Here is a 19618-nt window from a genome sequence, read left to right as displayed (position 1 = left end):
TTCTCCCGTCAGCGGAAGTTTCGCGCGGCAGGTCTGATCCCGAGCGGCAACGCGGTGATCCGCTCGGCCATCACGTTCACCACGTTGTCGGTGTTCTGCAACATGCCGCGGATGAGCAGCGCCGCCGAGTTCTGCGCCACCTTGCGATAGCGCGCCCAGACCTCACGAGAACAGATCACGTTGATCATGCCGGTCTCGTCCTCGAGATTGACGAACGTCACGCCGCGCGCAGTCGCCGGGCGCTGACGATGGGTGACCACTCCTGCGACCAGGACCCTGGTGTGGTCCTCGATCCGGCGCAGGCCTGCCGCACTGACCACCCCCATCCGGTCCAGCCGGTCGCGGACGAACCTCGTCGGGTACTCCCGCGGCGTCACCCCCGTCGCCCACAGGTCGGCGTACATCTGCTCCGGCGCGGCCATCGCGGGCAGCGGCGGCGCCGCGCGTTCGTCCACCACGACCAGCTCGAGCTGGCCCGGGCGCACCGTCGCCGCCGCTCCTGCCGCCCACAGCGCCTCACGGCGCGCGACGCCGAAGCCGTCGAACGCCCCCGCCGTCGCGAGCGCCTCCAGCTGGTCGGTCGACAGCCCGATGCGATGCGCGAGATCGGTCATGGACGCGAAGCGGCCGTGGGCCTCCCGGTCGGCCACGATCCGCTCGGCCAGCTCGTCGCCGATCGAGCGGACCCCGGCCAACCCCAGCCGGACGGCCGGTTGCGGCGCGTCCAGGCACGGGCACTGCGACGGGCCGTCGTCCGGCTCGAGTGTGGCGGCAGCCGCCGAGATGTTGATGTCGGGACCGCGCGTGGTGATGCCGTGCCGGCGAGCGTCCGCCACCAGGGACTGCGGCGAGTAGAAGCCCATCGGCTGCGCGTTGATCAGCGCCGCACAGAAGGCCGCCGGATAGTGCAGCTTCAGCCACGCCGACGCGTAGACCAGCAGGGCGAACGAGATCGCATGACTCTCGGCGAACCCGAACGAGGCGAACGCCCGGATCTTGTCGAAGATGAGGTCGGCTTCGACGCCGGTGATGCCGTTGGCCGCCATCCCGTCGTACAGCCGTTGTTTGAGCGCGTCGATCTTCGCCTCGGAACGTTTCGAGCCCATCGCCCGGCGCAGCTGGTCGGCTTCGTCGCCGGTGAAGTCCGCGACCGCGATCGCGAGCTGCATCATCTGCTCCTGGAACAGCGGCACCCCCAGCGTCCGCTCCAGTGGCGGACGCATCTTCTCGTGCAGATAGGTGATCTCCTCGCGACCGTGCCGGCGCCGGATGTAGGGGTGCACCGAGTCGCCCTGGATCGGGCCGGGCCGGATCAACGCCACCTCGATCACCAGGTCGTAGAAGTTCCTCGGGCGCAACCGTGGCAGCGTCGCCATCTGCGCCCGCGACTCGATCTGGAACACCCCGACGGTGTCTGCCTTGCACACCATGTCGTAGACGCACTCCTGCTCACGCGGGATCGTCGCGAGCTCGTAGCGCACGCCGTGCCAGGCCTCGATCAGTTCGAAGCTGTAGCGGATCGCCGAGAGCATCCCCAGGCCCAGCAGGTCGAACTTCACCAGGTGGATCTGCGCGCAGTCGTCCTTGTCCCACTGCAGGACGGTGCGGCCCGGCATCCGGCCCCACTCGACCGGGCAGACCTCGACGATCGGCCGGTCACAGATCACCATGCCGCCGGAGTGGATGCCGAGATGGCGGGGGTGGCGTCCCATCTCGTGAGCCAGCTCGACGATGTGGCTCGGGACGCCGTCGACGTCCTCAGCCTCGATCGAGTAGCTGTGACCGATCTGCTTGCTCCAGGCGTCCTGCGTGCCGGTCGGATACCCGAACGCCTTGGCCACGTCCCGGATTGCCGACCGGGGGCGGTAGCTGATGACGTTGGCGACCTGCGCGGTGTGGTCCCGGCCGTAGGTCTCGTAGACGTGCTGGATGACCTCCTCGCGCCGGCCGGACTCGAAATCCACGTCGATGTCCGGCGGCTCGCCGCGCTCGGCGGCCAGGAACCGTTCGAAGACCAGGTTGTAGTAGACGGGGTCGATCGAGGTGATCTCCAGCGCGTAGCAGACCGCGGACGACGCCGCCGAGCCGCGGCCCTGGCAGAGGATCCCGGCCTCGCGGGCGAACTTCACGATCTCCCAGACGACCAGGAAGTAGCCGGGGAAGTTCAGCTCCTCGATGACCGTCAGCTCGTGCTCGATCCGGGCGTATGCCTTGCGGCTGAGCTCGTCTCGGTCACGCCGGCCGTACCGCTTGTGCGCGCCCTTCCAGGTCAGCTCACGCAGGTAGCTCATCGTGGTGTGGCCTTCCGGAGCCGGGAACGGCGGCAGCTCCGGCGCGATCAGCTCGATCGGGAACGCCAGCTCCGCGCCGAGTCGCGCCGCTTGTGCAACCGCTGCTGGATGGCGGACGAACCGTTCGGCCAGCTCCTCGCCGCTGCGCAGATGGGCGTCGGCCCAGGCCGGCAGCCAGCCGTCGATCTCGTCGAGACTGCGTCGGGCGCGCACCGCTGCCATCGCGGTGGCGAGCGGACGGCGTGGTGGAGCGTGATAGTGCGCGGCAGTGGTGGCGACGGTCCGCAGGCCGGCGTCGAGCGCCAGCCCGGCCAGCGCGGCGTACCGCTCGTCGGCGAGCGGATCCCGGGCGTAGGTGAGCTCGACCACCACGTTGTCGCGGCCGAATCTCGCGACCAGCTCGTCGAGAGCCCGCCGGGCGCTGTCCAACCCGAAGGTGCCGTAAGGGGCCGACTCGAGCGCTGCGCGCACCGGTCCCTTACGACAGCCGGTGAGCACCAGCCAGTGCCCTCCCGCGCTCTCGGTCAGCTCGTCGAGGTCGTAGACCGGATGACCCTTGGCACCGCCACGCCGATGCGCCGCACTCATCGCGCGACACAGCCGCGTGTAGCCCTCCGGGCCGCGGGCCAGCACCACCAGATGACGCCCGTGGGGGTCCGGCATGCCCGAACGGGCTCCGGTCGCCCGTTGCGCCGCCGTACCGGGAACGGGGAGATCCAGCGACAGCTCGGCGCCGTAGATCGTGGCGAGCCCGTGCTCCTTGGCGGCCTCCGCGAAACGCGGTACGCCGTACATGCCGTTGTGGTCGGTGAGCGCCAGGCCGGCGAGCCCGAGCCGTACCGCCTCCTCGACCAGCTCCTCCGGCAGGCTCGCGCCGTCGAGGTGGCTGAACGAGGAGTGTGCGTGCAGCTCCGCGTACGGCACCGTGGCGGCCGGGCGTCGCAACGTCGGCGGCCGGTAGGCCGGGCGGTGCCGCGACCAGCTCGGTGAGTCACCGCCGTCGCCCTGCACCGGATGCTGTCGGGGCGGGTCCGGGACGCGCCCGGACAGTCGGGCCTCCAGCTCCCGCCACGGGACCGGCGGGTTCTCCCAGCCCATCAGTCGTAGATCCCTTCCAGGACCCAGCGGGCGCCGGGCAGCTCGACCGCCACGAGATACGCCCGCCCCATCGCGTCGACCAGCTGCATCCTGGCCACCCGCACCGCGCTGTTGGGATCCCACCAACGCTCGTCGGCCGGCCACGGACCGGCCCAGGAGGTCACCACCACCGCAGCCTCACGACGCAGCCCGAGCCGGTTGGGTGCTCGCAGCAGCGCTCCGCGCTCCCCGATCACCACGGGCCGCCCGCCGGCGTCGAGCAGGTCGATCGGCGCGGGCGGGTCCAGCACCACGCTCGGCGCCGGAGCGGGCAACCGTCCCGGCCACGGCTGCTCGGGCGCCCTCGCGACGGGGGTCTCCTCGCCCCACGCCGTCAGCTGGCTGCGCTGCGCCGGGCTGCGCCCACCCACCACGGCGGGCGCCAGCACACCGTCGAAACCGAGCATCGTCTGCACCCGCGCCAGCGCCCGGCGCGCTCGCTCACCGGCTTCGCCGTCACCGCCCCACAGGGCCTGCTGGTGCGTGCCGCTCGGCGCCGTCTCGATCGGCACGATCCGCAACCGGGTGACCGCCGCCGTCAACCCGTCATCGCTGTGCAACCAGCCTTCGATCTGCCAGCGGATCCGGTCGATGATGTCGCTCGCCGACAGCACGCCGGAGGCACGCCAGCGACGTGACGCATGCTCGCCGAGCTCCGAGGTGACCTCGAGCTCGACACACGCGCAGGCCAGCGCCCGGGTGGACAGGTTGGCGACGAAGGTCTCGACGGCGCTACGTGCCGAGAACGCGATCACGTCGACGCGGTCGACCGGCGGCTCGAGGTCCAGCGTCACCGAGCAGTCGACCGGCGGCTCCCGGACCACCACCGGCTTGGCGTCACGGCCACCCGCCTGTCGGTGCGCCCAGGCGCCGGTCGGCCCGAACCGGGCGGCGACGTCTCGCGCCGGCAGCGCCGCGAACCCTCCCAGGGTCCAGATCCCGAGCCGGCGCAACACGTCGACCAGCGCCGAGTCCCCGAAACAGTCGAGAGTCCCGATCGGCAGGTCGGCGAGAAACTCACCGGACGCACCGGCCGGCACCACCACGTCGCGACGCGCCGCCTGCTCGGCCGCAAAGGCGCCGTCCGCGATCCCGACCGACACCTCGGGCACCGAACGGCGCACCGCCGCTCGAAGCGCGGACGCCAGCGCCGCCTCGCCACCGAGATGCCGCGCCGGTCCACGAGCCGCGACCAGCAGCAGACCGGGGCGGACCACCTCGACGCCCGTCACCACGTCCTCCACCGCCCGGATCGCCGGTTCGAAGCAGCGCGCTTCGGTCGCCTCGTCCCTCGGCAACACCACGAGGTCCGGGCAACGCGCCTGTGCTTCACGTTTGCGCATGCCGCGCCGTACGCCGACCCCGCGCGCGCCACGTGAGCAGGCCACGATCTGCCCGCCGGCGATCACCGCCATCGGAAGGTCGAGGGCATCTGGACCATCCGGCAGGTCGGCATCGGCGGCCCCGGACACCGCAACCACGGGCCAGTCCGGGCACCACACCGTGGCGATGCGCGGGAGGGCGGTGGTCGCCACTAGCCGGTCCGTCGTACGTCGGAGAGCTCGACGACGGCGGCGACCGGCTCCTCCGACTCGATCCGGCCTTGCTCGCCGGGCAGCCACAGCGAGACCTCTCGAGATCGAACCCCACCGCTGCGGCCTTCGACACCGACCTGCATCCGCCGGCGAGCGAGCCGCCCGTGGCCGTCGCCGATCCCGGCCCATTCCCCCGGCCGAGCCGCCAGCCGAAGGTCGGCCATCGGCCAGCGACCGCCGGCCAGATATGGCACCAGCACCGACTGCCGTGACCGGGCTCGGGCAACCAGCCGTCGCAGCTCGCCGTCGGCAAGATGGGCGGGCGCTCGGGCCGCGACCACGTCGAAGGCGTCCAGCAACGCGCCGACCACGTTCGGCCAGCTGTCCCCGGTCGCCGGCACCACCGGCAGTCGGGCCAGGTCGATCCCGAAGTCACGCGCCGCCTCAGCACCGAGGCGAGTCCGCGACCCGATCGGCAGGTCGACGAGGACACACCACGCACCTTCGGCGGATGCTTGCGCCAGCAACGCCAGCAGCAGCGACAGCGAACCGGTGACACTGACCGTGCTCCCCCGCCGCAGCCCGTCCGGCAACAGCGGGTGCAGGGCCGGGTGGACCGGCAGCGCGGGCGAGCGGGCCGCCAGCGCGGCCGCGGTGATCGGCGCGGTCGGCCGCTCGCGAGGGGTGCGGGCGGCCAGATCCATCACCCGGCCATCATCGAACGTATGTTCGAATCATGTCAATGTGGGTGACGCACCCCTCAGGAGAACAGCTCCTTGCCCCACCAGTCGCCCGGGCCGGAAAGGCCGGGCGGTACGGCGAACAGCGCGCTGGAGGTGTGCTGGATGTACTCGTTGAGGTTGTCGCGCGAGCCGAGCAACCGCTGGATCGGCACGAACTGCTTGCGTGGGTCCTTCTGGTAGGCGATGAAGAACAGGCCGGCGTCGAGCAGCCCGGTTGTCGGGTCGATGCCGTCGGTGAACGAGTAGCCGCGGCGCAGGATCTTCTGGCCGCCGTGACTGCTCGGCGCGGCCAGCCGGATGTGGGCGTTGAGCGAGATCACCGGAGTGCCGTCCGGGTTCTTCGCCGCCAGCTCGACCGGGTCGAACTCGTGCTTGCCGGTCAACGGGGCGCCGCTGGTCTTGAACCGGCCGAACACCCGCTCCTGGTCGGCCAGGAAGTCGGTGTCCCACGACTCGATGAACATCCTGATCCGCCGGGACACCAGGTAGCTGCCACCACGCATCCACGGTTGGTCGGTTTCGCTGCCGACCCAGACGTAGTCGTCGAAGTCGGCGGTGTTCTGCGCCTTGATGTCGTTGGTGCCGTCCTTGAACCCCATCAGGTTGCGCGGCGTCTGCTGATCGGTCGAGGTCGACGACGTACGCCCGAAGCCGAGCTGCGACCAGCGCATCACCGCGGTGCCGCGCGCCAGCCGCGCGAAGTTGCGGATCACGTGGAAGGCGACCTGCGGGTCGTTGGAGCAGGCCTGTACGCCGATGTCGCCGTTGCTGATCTCGGGTCGCAGCTCGTCGCGCGGCAGCGGCGGGATGTCGGCGAGTGCCGCAGGCCGCTTGTTGGCGAGGCCGAACCGGTCGTCGAACATCGAGGGGCCGAACCCGACGGTGATCGTCAGTGCCGCGGGCCCGAGGCCGAGCGCCTCGCCGGTGTCGATCGGCGGCGCTTGCGGCGCGGTGTTGATCGGCCCGATCAGCTCGCCCGCCGTCATGCGCGCCGCGGCGGCCGCCCAGGATCCCAGCAGGACCTCGACCGCGTTGCGATCGGTGGTTGTCAGATCGAAGGCCGCGAAGGCCAGCCGGTCCTGGGCAGGGGTTGCGATGCCGGCCTGGTGCGCGCCGTAGAACGGGATCTGCTTGTCGGCGCTCGACGTGCTCGACGAGTCGGTGGCGCGCCCGATCGCCACCCCGCCCGCACCGCCGGCGACGAGCGCACCGGCCACGCCGAGCGCTCCCCCGACGAACTGTCGGCGGCTCGGCTGCAGCGGGGTTCGCTCGTCGTCAGGCATCGTCGTCAGACCTTCGCCACCTTGCTGGCCACCTGGGACAGCGGCTCCTGGACCGCTTTGACCGCCGCGGCGAGCTGGCGCTTGTCCGCCTGCGAGAGCGCGCTGTAGTACTCGAAGCCCGACGGGTTGGAGCCGGTGCGGTAGGTGTTGAGAAGATTGTCGAGCGAGGTGAAGTAGGCCGCAATCGTCTTGGTCAGCGACGCGTCGATCTTCGTCAGTGCGGGCTGGAGGTCGGCGAACGCCTGCTCGGCCCCCTCGACGTTGGCCTGGATGTCGAGCAGGTCGATGTGGGAGTACCGCTCTTCCTCACCGGTGATCTTCGAGGCCGCCACCTCGTCGAGCAGCTCCTGGGCGCCGTTGGCCAGCTCGTACGGTTGGTAGGTCAGCCCGTTCGTCAGCTTCTGGAGCTTCTCTACGTTGCCGACCAGGCCCGCGGCGAGCGAGGACAGCCCCTTGGTGCTCTTGTCCTGGAACAGGCCCTTCTCGATCGGGTGGAAGCCCTTCCAGTCCGCCGCCGGCACATCGTTGGCCCGCGCGTCGATGTCCGCGTCGAGGTTGTTCTTGCCGACGGTGAAGGACTCCGCAACCGGCTCGATCTTCTCGTAGAACGGCCGCGCCTTGTCATACGCCGCCTGCGCCGCGGCGAGGTTGCCGCCCGCGATGCCCGAGCGCAGCACCTTGACACTGCTGACCAGATAGCCGGCCTGTGTTGTGACGTACTTCGCGTAGTCGTCGGTGCCCGTCTTCAGCAGCGCCTCGACGCTGTCGCCCGAGGCAGCCGTCGTGTGGCCGGTCACGGTGATCGGGATGTTCTCCACTTTGGCGCCCGGGCAGTAGAGCGAGTACGTGCCACCGTCGACGTCGACCGAGAACGTCCCGGAGAAGCCCGGCGGCAGGTTCTCCTTCTCACCGACGATGCGGTCTCCGCTGTCGAGCTCGACCTCGCTGACCGCAGTCGCGTCCTTGTTCGAGATGTCGAAGGTCAGGGCGCCGGCGGGGAACGTCGTGGCGGAGACCTGGCAGCCGTCGGCGGAGGTGATCGTCACGGTTGCGGTGCGGCTGTTGGCGTTCGTCGGCGCGGTCCCGGCCGCATCCGAGCTGCTCCCCCCGCAGGCGGTCAGCGTGAGGGCGGCGACAGCGGCAACACCACCGGCCCGCACGGTGCGGTCGGCGAACAGGAGCAAGCGCGACATCTGGTCTCTCCAGTTGCGGCGACGGTTCGCCGCTCAGACGGTAGGTTAGGTAAGGCTTACCTGATGTTGTACCAGGCTGCCCGTCCCGCCGTCCACGGGGGTAGGTGCGATCGTGGTCGGGCGGCGACGCCCGGCGAGCCCGCAGGCGACGCCGACGGCAACCATGACGCCCGCCAGTGCGGTCAGCCAGGCCGCCCCCGTGAAGTCGTCGTCGCGGCGGTCGAGGGTCGACGCGTCGTGGCGGGCCGCGGCGAACGCGGCCGTCACCGCCGCCGCAGGCAGGGACTGCCGCGAGGAGGACACCGCCTTCGACAGCTGCACGTCGGCGAAGGAGGTGTGGACGTAGCCGATCACCTGGCGCTCCCAGGAGGCGTCGACCACCCGGTTGGTCGAGCCGGGGGTGACGTCGACCGACTGGGAGCGCGACGACCGGAACGTGACAGCGACCTTGCGGCCGGAAGCGGTCACCCCGAGCGGCAGCCGGCCTCCGTTGAGACGGGCCAGGGCAGCTGCCGTCATGAGCCGGTCGGGACCACTTCTCGCCACGACCGCCGGCAGCACGTACCGGACGACCGAGACGCCGTCGCGGACGGTCCGGGAGCCGTCGAGCCGGGTGAGGGTGACGTCCGCGGGCTGGCCGCTGGGCCCGCCGGCAGGCATCCGGACCGTCACCTTGCCGGTGAGCGCTGACACGACCTGCAGGTGGGTGTCGCCCACCGCCGTGAGCGGTCTCGCCGGCGGCTTGCCGGGCGCCGTACCGGCCAGCACGCCGGCTGCGGCCGCTGCCGCAACCGCGGTGGCGGCAGCGCTCCAGGCGACCACGCGCATGGGGACGCGGCGGCCCTGCGGCCAGCCGACGTACGCCGCAACCGGAACGAGGTAGACCAGCCAGCCGACCAGCTCGATCACGACCGGCTGTGGCTGCAGCCCGAGGATGCCGGTCAGCAGCGAGGCGCGGATCGAGCCGGGACGGACCAGCCAGGACATGTCGAAGGTCTGGTGCTGGCCGACGTCGAGCCAGCCGGCCTCGTGCGCGGTGTGGATCGCGGTCATGACCAGGCCGGCGGCAACGAGCACCAGCACCAGGCCGGTGGCCCGGAAGAACTTGGAGAGGTTCAGCTTCACGCCACCGCGGTAGATGCCCCACCCGAGCCCGACCGCGACGACGATCCCGATGATCGCCCCGGCCACCGGCGATGCCCCGCTGCCGGTCTCGTTGAACGCCGCGAGCAGGAAGACCACGGTCTCGAAGCCCTCGCGGAGCACCGCGAGGAAGGCCATCAGGACCAGCGCCTTTCCGGCCCGGTCCGAGCCGGCGCGAAGCGCCTCGGCGGTTGCGCCCTCCAGCGTGCCCTTCAGGTCACGCGAGTGCCGGCGCATCCAGACGACCATGTAGGTGACCATGCCGACGGCCAGGGCGCCGACGATGGTCTCCAGGCCCTCCTGCTGGCGCTGCGGGAGGTCGTCGGAGAGCACGCGAAGCGCGACCCCGACGCCGACGCAGAGCGCGATGGCGGTCCCGACGCCGACGTAGACCCAGCGCAGCAGGTCGAGGCGGCCCTGCTTGCGGAGGAACGCCGCGATGATGCCGACGATGAGCGCAGCTTCCAGTCCCTCGCGGAGGCCGATCACGAACGTCGGGAGCATGTCCTCGAATCCAGCGCTGGGCGACAGATGTTAGGTGAGCCTAACCTGCCTTGCCGGGTCTGTCACGCGGGGTTTGTCACGCGGGGTTTGTCACCCAGGGTCCGTGACGGGGCCTCAGTCGAGCCGGAACCAGACGCCCTTGCCCGGCTGGTCCGGGTTCACCCCCCAGTCACTGGCGAGCAGCTCGACCAGCCGCAGCCCGCGACCGCCGAGATCGCCGGTCCCAGGATCGGCGAGCACCGGCGAGGCCGGCTCCTCATCGGTCACGGTGACCGCAAGCGCGCCGCCGTCGTACTCCATGACCACTGACACCGGCCCGCGGCCGTGCACGACCGCGTTCGTGACGAGCTCCGAGGCAAGCAGCTCCGCCGTCCACGCCGTCTTCGGCGACACCGCGGTCGCGAACTCGTGGACGGCATGGCGCGCTTTCGCCGGCGCGAGGCGCGTCGGCGACAGCCGCAACACCTCGCGAGTCACGCAGTCCATGACTTCGTGGTGCCCGATTTTCGGCGGGGTCGAACCCGTCAGACCGCAACGCTCACCAACTGCTGGTCGTCGTCCCCCAGCAGGATCAGCCGGCGCAGATGGGATACCGGAATGGACGTCGACCCGGTGACCTGCGCGTTGCCGGCGTACGTCGCAACCCATCGGCCGACGGACTCGCGCGTACCGTCGTCGGCCACAGCCACCAGCCAGCAGTGTTCGTCCTCGGGCAGACCCGACACTGCGACCCGCAGCGCCGTCCCGGCGGCCTGAGCGGCGAGGGTCACCTTCATCCGGACACTTCCGTGAGTGCCGTCCGCGGTCTGCACGGCCGCCGACGGGCCCGACGAGCCGCCCAGCTCCACCAGCGCTGTGACACCACCCGCAACCAGGACCACCGCGGCAGCAGCAGCGGCCAACGCCTGCGCCGGGCGCTGCCGCAGCCAGCCGAGCCGCACGACGACAGAGTCCTTGCGGACCGACGCGACGACCTTGTCGAACAGCGACTCGGGCGCCACCACCGTGGGTAGCGCCTCACCGAGGTCCTGCAGGCTCAGCCGTGACAGCAGCGCAGGCAACGTCGCGAGCTCCGCGAGCTCGCCACGGCACTGCTCACACGTGCGTAGGTGCACATCCACCGCGGCACGCTCGGCCGGGTCGAGCGCGTCCAGCACGTAGGCGCCGAGGGCGAGGGTGACCTCATCGCAGCGGGTCATGTCGTGACCCCGCGTTCGGCGAGCGCGAGCTTCAGCGCGCGTAACGCGTAGAACGTACGGGATTTGACGGTGCCGGCCGGCACCCCGAGCACCGCTGCGGCGTCGGCAACCGAACGGCCGCGGTAGTACGTCTCGATCAGCACCGCCCGATGCTCCTCGGACAGCGCGGTGAGCGCGTCGCTGATCAGCATCCGATCGAGCCGGGCGTCGATGTCGTCAGCGGCCGGCACCACCTCGAGCACCGCGTCGCCGACCTCTGTCGGCCGGGCCGAGCGGGCCCGGTAGGCGTCGATCGCGACTCGTTGGGCGACGGTGAACAACCACGGCCGGATCGGCCCGCGCGACTCGTCGAGTACGTCACGGTGACGCCACGCCCGCAGCAAGGTCTCCTGTACGACGTCCTCCGCACGGCCCCGGTCGCCGCCGGTGAGCCGGGTGGCGTAGGCCAGCAGGGCTCCGGCGTGCGCGTCGTACAGGTCGCGCAACGCCAGCTCGTCCGCCGGGTCCACAGCCACCATCATCGACGCTGCCACGACTTCACCTGCCCCACGACTGTCACTACGCCGGGGCGGCGTCTGCGGTTCAGGCGGTTGCGACCTCGAGCTCGTCGAGCGCGGTGTCGAGGTGGGTGAGCAGCCGCTGCAGGTGCGGCACGTGGCGGCGGCATCCGGTCAGACCGAACTCCATGTTCTCGACGTAGCTCGTCACCGTGATGTTCAGGGCCTGACCGACCGTCGGGATCGACAGTGGGTAGAAGGCTTCCAGCCGAGCGCCTTGCGACCACAGCGGTTCCTTCGGGCCCGGGACGTTGGAGATCACGAGGTTGAACGGCGGCGGCAGCAGCCGGTTGATCCCGAAGAACGAGCTCATCGCCAGAGGCGCCATCGCGACCGCGGACAACGCAACGGCCTGGACGCGACTCAGGCTCGCAAGCAGGTCCTTGCCATGCTGCATCGACTCAACGATCGTCTCGAGTCGCCGCGCCGGGTCCGGCTGGTCGGTGCCGAGGCTGGTGAGGATCGCGCCGACGTTGTTGCCGGCGCTCGTCCCCTTGCCGATCGCGCTGAGATGAACCGGGACCATGGCGACCAGCGACGCCTCCGGCAGCTCCTGCTGCTCGTCGAGGTAGGCGCGCAGCGCCCCCGAGCACAGAGCAAGGACGACGTCGTTGAGCGTCACCCCCGCCTGCTTGCGGATCACCTGCAGTCGCTCCAGCGGCCAGGACTGCGCGGCGAACCGTCGCGAGCCGGTGATCGCACCGTTGAGGATCGTGCGCGGCGCGGGGCTCGGCAGCGCCGCCGCCTGCTCGCGCAGCAACCGGTCGGCGGCACGCAACGCCAGCGGCCCGAGCGCAACCGTCTCGCTGACCGCCTCGCGGGCCAGCCCCGCCAAGACGGCCGGCGAGAATCCGCTGCTGGTCGAATGCCCGGGCCCGATCTCCCGAGCGATGTACGGCGCGCGCAGGCTCATGTCGTCCGGGTCCGTCGTCAGCGAGCTCTGCATCAGCCGCATCGCGGAGACCCCGTCCATGACCGCGTGGTGCAGCTTCGAGTAGATCGCGAAGCGGCCGTCCTCGAGGCCCTCGATCAGATGCAGCTCCCACAGCGGCCGCTGCCGATCGAGCAGCGTGCTGTGCAGCCGGGACACCAATGCGAGCAGCTCGCGGATCCGGCCCGGGCGGGGAAGCGCTGAGTGACGGACGTGGTGCTCGAGGTCGAGTTCCTTGTCCTCCTGCCAGACCCACTGCCCCAACGTGCCGACCGAGCGATGAATCCGCCGGCGGAACAGCGGCGCGATCTCCTCGATCGCGAGCATCTCGGCGTACACGTCTTCGAGGTAGTCCCGGCCTGCTCCCTCCGGCGGCGTGAACAGCTGCAGACCCCCGACGTGCATGGGCTGGTCACGGGTCTCGGGCAGCAGGAACGCCTGATCCTGCAGCGACAGCAACGCCATGGCGGACAAGCATGACGCAAATGCGCCCGGACCGGGTGTGGTCTGATCATTTTCGGGCAAGGCCACATCCAGGAGTCACGAAAGGCGGCGGACATGTCCGAGGCTGCGCTAGACGCCCTACTCCACGAGACGCGCAGGTTCGAGCCGCCGCAAGATCTCGCCCGCGAGGCCAACGCCACTGCCGAGACGTACACCCAGGCCGCGGCTGACCGGCTCGCCTGGTGGGAGGAGCAGGCTCGCGCGCTGACCTGGTCCTCGCCGTGGACCCAGGTGCTCGACTGGCAGCTGCCGTTCTCGAAGTGGTTCATCGGGGGCCGGCTCAACGCCTGCGTCAACGCCGTCGACCGGCACGTCGATGCGGGCGCCGGCGACAAGGTCGCCTTCCATTGGGTCGGTGACGGCGAGCGCGAGCGTCGCGACGTGACGTACGCCGATCTCAAGCGAGAGGTCTCCAAGGCAGCCAACGCGCTGACGAGCCTCGGTGTCGCCTCCGGCGACCGCGTCACGATCTACATGCCGATGATCCCCGAGACCGTCGTCACGATGCTCGCGTGCGCGAGGATCGGCGCACCGCACAACGTCGTGTTCTGCGGCTTCTCCTCGGACTCGCTGCGCGGCCGGATCCTCGACTCCGACTCGCGCGTGGTCGTCACCACGGACGGGCAGTTCCGGCGCGGGTCACCGACTCCGGTCAAACCGGCCGTCGACGAGGCCCTCGAAGGCTGCCCGGACGTGCGGACAGTGCTCGTCGTCCGGCGTACCGGCGACGACGTCGTCTGGCACGGCGACCGGGACGTGTGGTGGCACGACGTCGTGGACAGCGCCTCCGACGCCCACGAGGCGGAAGCGTTCGACTCCGAACACCCGCTGTTCATGATGTACACGTCCGGCACGACCGCGAAGCCGAAAGGCATCCTGCACACGACCGGTGGCTATCTCACCCACGTGTCCGCGACACACCGGCTGGTGTTCGACCTCAAGCCGGAGCGCGACGTCTACTGGTGCGCCGCCGACATCGGGTGGATCACCGGCCACAGCTACATCGTGTACGGGCCGCTGATCAACCAGACCACGTCGGTGATGTACGAGGGCACACCACATCCGGGAGACAAGGCCCGCTGGTGGAAGCTCATCCAGGACCACAAGGTCTCGATCCTCTACACCGCTCCGACCACCATCCGCACCCTGATGAAGTGGGGCGCTGAGGAGCTCGCGCCGTACGACCTGTCCTCGCTGCGCCTGCTCGGCTCGGTCGGTGAGCCGATCAACCCTGAGGCCTGGATCTGGTACCGGGAGAACGTCGGCGGCGGTCGTACGCCGGTCGTCGACACCTGGTGGCAGACCGAGACCGGCGGGATCATGATCACCCCACTCCCGGGAGTCACCTCGACGAAGCCGGGCGCGGCGATGACACCGTTCCCGGGCATCAGCGCCGAGGTCGTTGACAACAACGGCACGCCCGTCGGCAACGGCGGCGGGGGTTTCCTCGTGCTCACCGAACCCTGGCCCGGAATGCTGCGCGGCATCTGGGGCGACGACCAGCGGTACAAGGACACCTACTGGTCTCGGTTCGACGGCATGTATTTCGCCGGCGACGGCGCGAAGAAGGACGACGACGGCGACCTGTGGCTGCTGGGCCGCGTCGACGACGTCATGAACGTCTCCGGCCACCGCATCTCGACGACAGAGGTCGAGCATGCACTCGTCAGCCACCCATCCGTCGCCGAGGCGGCTGTGGTCGGGGCGAGTGACGCAACCACCGGGCAGGCGATCGTCGCGTTCGTCACACCCCGGGGCAGCGTCGCGGAAGACGAGGCGTCGGGCGATGAGTTCGTGCAGTCGTTGCGCGATCACGTCGCCAAGCAGATCGGTCCCATCGCGAAGCCCCGGCAGGTGCTCGTCACACCGGAGCTTCCCAAGACGCGCAGCGGCAAGATCATGCGACGGCTGCTGCGTGACATCGCGGAGCACCGGGAGCTGGGGGACGTGACGACGCTGCTCGACCCGACCGTCACGGACGCAATCCGCGAGCGCATGGACGGGGGCTCAGAGAAAGAGGAATAGGGAATGTCAACCTCGACATCCGAACGGCCTATCCCAGCGCCACTCCCCGACGTCGCCGATCCGGCTCCGCTCGGGCTCGCAGCTTTCGCCCTCACCACGTTCATCCTCAGCCTCGCCAACGCGAACGTCTACCCGTCCGCGGCCGCCGCAGCCGTCTACACCGCGATCGCCTACGGCGGGAGCGTCCAGCTGCTCGCCGGCATGTGGGAGTTCAAGCGCGGCAACACCTTCGGCGCGACGGCGTTCTCGTCGTACGGCGGGTTCTGGATTGCGGTGTTCTTCATCGTCCAGGTCGGCAAGGTGATCCCCGGTACTCCGGGCACCGAGGCGCTGTTCGGGACCTTCTTCCTCGCGTGGGGCATCTTCACCGCGTACATGGCGATCGCGGCGCTGCGGGTGAGCGGGGCTGTCGAACTGGTCTTCGTGCTGCTTACGATCACCTACGTGTTCCTGACCATCGGCGCCTTCCACGCCAGCCCGCACCTGACGCACATCGGCGGGTGGCTCGGCGTCGCGACGGCTGCCGCCGCGTGGTACGCCTCCTTCGCGGGCGTGACGAACTCCACGTTCAACCGGACGATCCTTCCGACCCTCCCTCTGGCGCGGTGACATTTGGCTGAAGTGCCCACGGCCCGGGGCCCCGTCGACAGCGGGGCCCTGGGCCGCACTCTGATCCACGAACACGTGTTCGTGATGACCACCGAGGTCCAGGCGAACTTCAAGACCGACTGGGACGAAGAGCGCAACGTCGCCGATGCGATCGCCAAGCTCACCGCGCTGAAGGCCGCCGGCATCGACACGATCGCCGACCCCACGGTGATCGGCCTCGGCCGCTACATCCCGCGCATCGTCGACATCGCCGAACAGGTCGACCTCAACATCATCTGCGCGACCGGCGTCTACACCTACAACGACTTGCCGCGCTACTTCACGATGCGCGGAATGTTCGGGCTCGGCCCGGACGATCCGATGGCCGACATGTTCGTCACGGATCTCACCGAGGGGATCGCCGACACCGGCGTACGTGCTGCGTTCCTGAAATGCGCGATCGATGAGCAGGGCATGACCGAGGGCGTCGAGCGCGTGCTTCGATCGGTGGCACGGGCGCACCTACGAACCGGAGCGCCGGTGATGGTGCACACCCACCCCGGCACGCATCGCGGTCTCGAAGTCCACCGGGTGCTGACCGAGGAGGGCGTCGCGCCGGACAACGTGCAACTGGCGCACAGCGGCGACTCCGGCGACGCCGACCATCTCAGCGAGCTCGCCGAGCTCGGCTATCACCTCGGCATGGACCGGTTCGGAGTCGACGTCTATCTGCCGTTCGAGCAACGGGTCGGGATGGTCGCCGAGCTCATCCGGCGCGGCTACGTCGACAAGCTGATGCTTGCCCACGACGCGTCCTGCTACTTCGACTGGGTCGAGCCGAGCGTGCTCGCGATGGCGCCGAACTGGAACTTCCTGCACATCAGCAACGACGTACTGCCAGCGCTTCGTGAGCTCGGCGTGACCGAGGAGCACATCGACACGATGCTCGTGGACAACCCTCGGCGCTGGTTCGAGACGGCAACCCGCTTCGCCGCCGAACCGGCGTGATCAGCAGGAGCGGAAGTTCGGGGGACGCTTCTCGAGGTACGCCGCGACGCTTTCCGGCAGGTCGGGCAGCTTGAAGGCCTGGAGCAGCAGCTCGTCGGCCTCGGCGTTGGCCTCTTGCAGCGTTGCGCCAGACGCCGCCCACACCTGGGCCTTCATCCAGCGCAGCGACTGCGGGGAGCAGTTGAACACTATCTCGCGCGCGTAGCTCTTCGCGGCCGCAAGCGCGTCGTCGACCACCGCCGTGACGAGACCGAGCGACAGCGCTTCGTCGTCGGTGATCGTCCGGGCGGACAGCAGCAGATCCAGGCCCCGCGACCAGCCGACGATCCGCGGGACCAGCCACGCCAGACCGTCCTCCGCGGGCAACCCGCGCCGCGCGAAGGCGGTCGAGAGCTTCGTACCGCGCTGCAGGAACCGGACGTCGCAGTAGAGGGCGCGCGCCAGGCCGAGCCCGACGCAGGGCCCGTTGATCGCGGCAATGACCGGCTTGGGCACGGCGGGTTCGGTCGCGAAGTCCTCCCGGACGCCCTCGGCCGGCGGCAGCTCCCCCGCGATCAGCCGTTTGAGCATCGCCATGTCGGCGCCGGCGCAGAACCCGCGACCAGCACCCGTGATGATCACCACTCGGACTGCCGGGTCGGCGGCGGCTTCGTCGAGCCGCGCGAGGTACTCCACGCCCATGTCGAACGTCCAGGCGTTCAGCGCCTCCGGCCGGTTCAGCGTGATGACCGCTACGCCGTCTTCCACGGCGTACTCCACGAGGCTCATCGCGGCGCCAGCTCCCGGACCGCGGTGGCGGCGTCCACGCCGACCGGCAGCACCGCGAGCACCGGGCTAGTGATGCCGTTCGCGACGTACTCCCCGATTCGCTCACGGCACGCGCCTGGCGCGCCGTGGACGACGAGGTCGTCGACCAGCTCGTCCGGGATCGCCGCCAAGGCTGCCTTGCGATCGCCTGCCGCCCACGCCTCCTGCATCGGCGCCATGAGCTCCCCCCTGCCGAGCCACTCGTGAAACGCCCGGTAGACCGGGACCGTCAGGTACGCCGCGATCGCGAAGCGGCCGACGGCCCGGGCCATGTCGACGTCGTCCGTGGGCGCCACGAAGATGCGCGCCGCCAGCTCCTTGCCGGGCGCTCCTTCGGCGAGGGCCTTCGCCACCGCAGGGACGTCGTCGGGGCCGAGCCAGTTGGTGATCGCGCCGTCGCACGCCCGACCGGCGAGCTCGAGCATCCCGGGGCGCAACGCCGCGAGCAAGACGGTGGGCGGCACCGGTGGCGTGAAGCCCATCCGGAAGCCCTCGACCTTGAAGGTTTCGTAGGTCTCGCTGACCTTCTCGCCGGTCATCGCCTTCTTCAGGAAGTCGATCGTGTCGCGCGTCTTGGCGTACGGCGCCGCGAACGGCGTGCTGTTCCACTTCTCGACGATGACGTTTGACGACGTACCGATGCCGAGGACGAAGCGACCGGGTGCCGCCGCCGCGAGCGAGGCCGCGCACATGGCCAACGTCGCGGGGCCCCGCGTGTAGACCGGGATGATCGCGATGCCCAGCCGCAACGTCGGCGCCCACACGCTGGCGAGGGCGAGTGGCGTGAACCCGTCGTACCCGTTGGACTCCGCCGACCACAAGTCGGTGTAGCCGAGGTCGGCCAGTGACTCGACGATCGGCCGCTGGTCGGTCAGCGCGATGTCGTCGAACGGGAAGGTGATGCCGTATCGGTCAGCCACGGCGCGACCTTACCGAACCACGGTGATCTTGACGCTTTCGGCCTGATGGGGTCGTCTTCGGGCCGAAAGCGTCAAGATCACCGGGGGTCAGACGCCGAGGGAACGGCCGACGATCTCCTTCATGATCTCGGTCGTCCCGCCGTAGATCGTCTGCACGCGGGTGTCGATGTACGCCTTCGCGACCGGGTACTCCAGCATGTAGCCGTAGCCGCCGTGCAGCTGCAGGCAGGAGTCGATGACCCGCTTCTGCAGCTCGGTGGTCCACCACTTCGCCATGGCGGCGTCCACCGCGCTGAACCGGCCTTCGTTGTGCTCGGCGATGCACTTGTCGATGTAGACCCGGGCGACCTCGACCTCGGTTGCCAGCTCGGCGAGCACGAAGCGCGAGTTCTGGAACGAGCCGATCGGCTTGCCGAACGCGGTCCGCGTCTTGCAGTACTCCAGCGTGTTGGCCAGGACCGTCTCGGCGGAGGCGACCGCGCCGACGGCGATCGACAGCCGCTCCTGGGGCAGGTTCTCCATCAAATGGATGAACCCGCCGTTGAGCTCGCCCAGCAGGTTGTTGGCGGGCACCCGCACGTTGGTGAAGAACAGCTCGGCGGTGTCCTGCGCCTTCATGCCGATCTTGTTGAGATTGCGGCCGCGCTCGAAGCCGGGCATGCCGCGCTCGACGACCAGCAGCGACGTCCCGTGGGCGGCTTTCGCGTCGGGATCGGTACGCACGACGACGATGACGAGGTCGGAGTTGATGCCGTTGGTGATGAACGTCTTCTGGCCGTTGAGGATCCAGTCGTCGCCGTCGCGGACGGCGGTCGTCTTGATGCCCTGCAGGTCCGAGCCGGCGGCCGGCTCGGTCATCGCGATGGCGGTGATCAGCTCTCCGCTGCAGAACCCCGGCATCCAGCGCGCCTTCTGCTCCGGCGTCGCCAACCGCTCGAAGTACGGCGCGTTCACGTCGTTGTGCAGCCCGAACCCGATGCCGCTCGCTCCGGCACGGATCAGCTCCTCGCCGAGCACGGCGTTGTAGCGGAAGTCGGCGACCCCGCCACCGCCGTACTCCTCACTGATCTCGAAACCGAGCAGGCCGTGCTTGCCCGCCTCGACCCAGACGCCCCGGTCGACGACGCCGTCCTTCTCCCACGCGTCGTGGAACGGGGTGACGTAGCGCTCGACGAAGCCGCGCGCCGTGTCGCGGAACGCCTCGTGGTCAGCGGTGTAGAGGTCCTTCTGCATGTCGGCAGAATACGGTT

Annotated in this window: 16 protein-coding genes; 3 read left to right on the top strand and 13 right to left on the bottom strand. The window is 69.9% G+C overall.

What is annotated here, in order from left to right:
- Positions 1-8: 8 nt before the first annotated feature.
- The 10 genes from VG899_09810 to VG899_09765 all read right to left on the bottom strand — a co-directional run bounded on the left by VG899_09810 (position 9) and on the right by VG899_09765 (position 12981).
- Entirely contained in the window at positions 9-3389 is a 3381-nt protein-coding gene (locus tag VG899_09810; protein ID HWA66647.1) for an error-prone DNA polymerase, read from the bottom strand.
- Positions 3389-4963 (bottom strand): DNA polymerase Y family protein, encoded by a 1575-nt coding sequence (locus VG899_09805; protein HWA66646.1) that lies wholly within the window; start codon positions 4961-4963, stop codon positions 3389-3391. The genes VG899_09810 and VG899_09805 overlap by 1 nt, the downstream gene beginning before the upstream one ends.
- The gene (locus tag VG899_09800) at positions 4963-5667 is read right to left on the bottom strand and encodes a hypothetical protein (protein HWA66645.1); all 705 of its coding nucleotides are present in this window, start codon (positions 5665-5667) and stop codon (positions 4963-4965) included. Before VG899_09800 ends, VG899_09805 begins: the two co-directional genes overlap by 1 nt.
- A gap of 56 nt (positions 5668-5723) precedes the next feature.
- Positions 5724-6989, bottom strand: coding sequence for an iron uptake transporter deferrochelatase/peroxidase subunit (gene efeB, locus VG899_09795; protein ID HWA66644.1), 1266 nt, complete (start codon positions 6987-6989; stop codon positions 5724-5726).
- Between the two features lie 5 nt (positions 6990-6994).
- Complete coding sequence (gene efeO / locus VG899_09790) at positions 6995-8182, bottom strand: iron uptake system protein EfeO (GenBank protein ID HWA66643.1); 1188 nt, start codon at positions 8180-8182, stop codon at positions 6995-6997.
- Positions 8183-8227: 45 nt separating this feature from the next.
- Positions 8228-9829 carry an iron uptake transporter permease EfeU gene (gene efeU, locus VG899_09785; GenBank protein HWA66642.1) on the bottom strand — a complete coding sequence of 534 codons (1602 nt, stop codon included), beginning with the start codon at positions 9827-9829 and terminating at the stop codon, positions 8228-8230.
- A 114-nt stretch (positions 9830-9943) separates the two neighbouring features.
- Positions 9944-10315: an ATP-binding protein gene (locus VG899_09780; protein HWA66641.1), complete on the bottom strand. Its 372-nt coding sequence runs from the start codon at positions 10313-10315 to the stop codon at positions 9944-9946.
- 38 nt (positions 10316-10353) lie between these two features.
- Positions 10354-11028 carry a zf-HC2 domain-containing protein gene (locus VG899_09775; GenBank protein HWA66640.1) on the bottom strand — a complete coding sequence of 225 codons (675 nt, stop codon included), beginning with the start codon at positions 11026-11028 and terminating at the stop codon, positions 10354-10356.
- The gene (locus tag VG899_09770) at positions 11025-11549 is read right to left on the bottom strand and encodes a sigma-70 family RNA polymerase sigma factor (GenBank protein HWA66639.1); all 525 of its coding nucleotides are present in this window, start codon (positions 11547-11549) and stop codon (positions 11025-11027) included. The genes VG899_09775 and VG899_09770 overlap by 4 nt, the downstream gene beginning before the upstream one ends.
- A gap of 61 nt (positions 11550-11610) precedes the next feature.
- Positions 11611-12981, bottom strand: a complete 1371-nt coding sequence (locus tag VG899_09765; GenBank protein HWA66638.1) for a wax ester/triacylglycerol synthase family O-acyltransferase — start codon at positions 12979-12981, stop codon at positions 11611-11613.
- Positions 12982-13074: 93 nt separating this feature from the next.
- Between VG899_09765 and acs the strand changes: the two genes are divergently transcribed.
- Genes acs through VG899_09750 form a run of 3 tightly spaced genes read left to right on the top strand, consistent with a single transcriptional unit; the run spans position 13075 to position 16641 of the window.
- A complete protein-coding gene (gene acs, locus VG899_09760) occupies positions 13075-15045 on the top strand; it encodes an acetate--CoA ligase (GenBank protein HWA66637.1) in 1971 nt (656 codons plus the stop codon).
- A 3-nt stretch (positions 15046-15048) separates the two neighbouring features.
- Positions 15049-15654: an acetate uptake transporter gene (locus VG899_09755; GenBank protein HWA66636.1), complete on the top strand. Its 606-nt coding sequence runs from the start codon at positions 15049-15051 to the stop codon at positions 15652-15654.
- A gap of 3 nt (positions 15655-15657) precedes the next feature.
- Positions 15658-16641 carry a phosphotriesterase-related protein gene (locus VG899_09750; protein ID HWA66635.1) on the top strand — a complete coding sequence of 328 codons (984 nt, stop codon included), beginning with the start codon at positions 15658-15660 and terminating at the stop codon, positions 16639-16641.
- Here the strand turns inward: VG899_09750 and VG899_09745 are convergent, their stop codons facing one another.
- From VG899_09745 to VG899_09735, 3 genes are all read right to left on the bottom strand, one after another.
- On the bottom strand, positions 16642-17409 hold the full coding sequence (locus VG899_09745; GenBank protein ID HWA66634.1) for an enoyl-CoA hydratase-related protein: 768 nt from the start codon (positions 17407-17409) through the stop codon (positions 16642-16644).
- Positions 17406-18368, bottom strand: a complete 963-nt coding sequence (locus VG899_09740) for an LLM class F420-dependent oxidoreductase (GenBank protein HWA66633.1) — start codon at positions 18366-18368, stop codon at positions 17406-17408. Before VG899_09740 ends, VG899_09745 begins: the two co-directional genes overlap by 4 nt.
- An 87-nt stretch (positions 18369-18455) precedes the next feature.
- Positions 18456-19601, bottom strand: coding sequence for an acyl-CoA dehydrogenase family protein (locus VG899_09735; GenBank protein ID HWA66632.1), 1146 nt, complete (start codon positions 19599-19601; stop codon positions 18456-18458).
- Positions 19602-19618 lie beyond the last annotated feature (17 nt).

The organism is Mycobacteriales bacterium (genome assembly GCA_035550055.1).
Classification (GTDB): domain Bacteria; phylum Actinomycetota; class Actinomycetes; order JAFAQI01; family JAFAQI01; genus DASZTV01.
The sequence above is the reverse complement of the archived record's forward strand: the minus strand, read 5'-3'. Positions and strand labels throughout refer to the sequence as shown.

Excerpts from the sequence above, each read along its gene's own strand:
- VG899_09800 (HWA66645.1), bottom strand. The coding sequence starts at position 5,667 with ATGGATCTGGCCGCCCGCACCCCTCGCGAGCGGCCGACCGCGCCGATC.
- efeB (HWA66644.1), bottom strand. The coding sequence starts at position 6,989 with ATGCCTGACGACGAGCGAACCCCGCTGCAGCCGAGCCGCCGACAGTTC.
- VG899_09770 (HWA66639.1), bottom strand. The coding sequence starts at position 11,549 with ATGATGGTGGCTGTGGACCCGGCGGACGAGCTGGCGTTGCGCGACCTG.
- VG899_09775 (HWA66640.1), bottom strand. The coding sequence starts at position 11,028 with ATGACCCGCTGCGATGAGGTCACCCTCGCCCTCGGCGCCTACGTGCTG.
- efeO (HWA66643.1), bottom strand. The coding sequence starts at position 8,182 with ATGTCGCGCTTGCTCCTGTTCGCCGACCGCACCGTGCGGGCCGGTGGT.
- efeU (HWA66642.1), bottom strand. The coding sequence starts at position 9,829 with ATGCTCCCGACGTTCGTGATCGGCCTCCGCGAGGGACTGGAAGCTGCG.
- VG899_09765 (HWA66638.1), bottom strand. The coding sequence starts at position 12,981 with ATGGCGTTGCTGTCGCTGCAGGATCAGGCGTTCCTGCTGCCCGAGACC.
- VG899_09810 (HWA66647.1), bottom strand. The coding sequence starts at position 3,389 with ATGGGCTGGGAGAACCCGCCGGTCCCGTGGCGGGAGCTGGAGGCCCGA.
- acs (HWA66637.1), top strand. The coding sequence starts at position 13,075 with ATGTCCGAGGCTGCGCTAGACGCCCTACTCCACGAGACGCGCAGGTTC.
- VG899_09745 (HWA66634.1), bottom strand. The coding sequence starts at position 17,409 with ATGAGCCTCGTGGAGTACGCCGTGGAAGACGGCGTAGCGGTCATCACG.
- VG899_09735 (HWA66632.1), bottom strand. The coding sequence starts at position 19,601 with ATGCAGAAGGACCTCTACACCGCTGACCACGAGGCGTTCCGCGACACG.
- VG899_09755 (HWA66636.1), top strand. The coding sequence starts at position 15,049 with ATGTCAACCTCGACATCCGAACGGCCTATCCCAGCGCCACTCCCCGAC.
- VG899_09780 (HWA66641.1), bottom strand. The coding sequence starts at position 10,315 with ATGGACTGCGTGACTCGCGAGGTGTTGCGGCTGTCGCCGACGCGCCTC.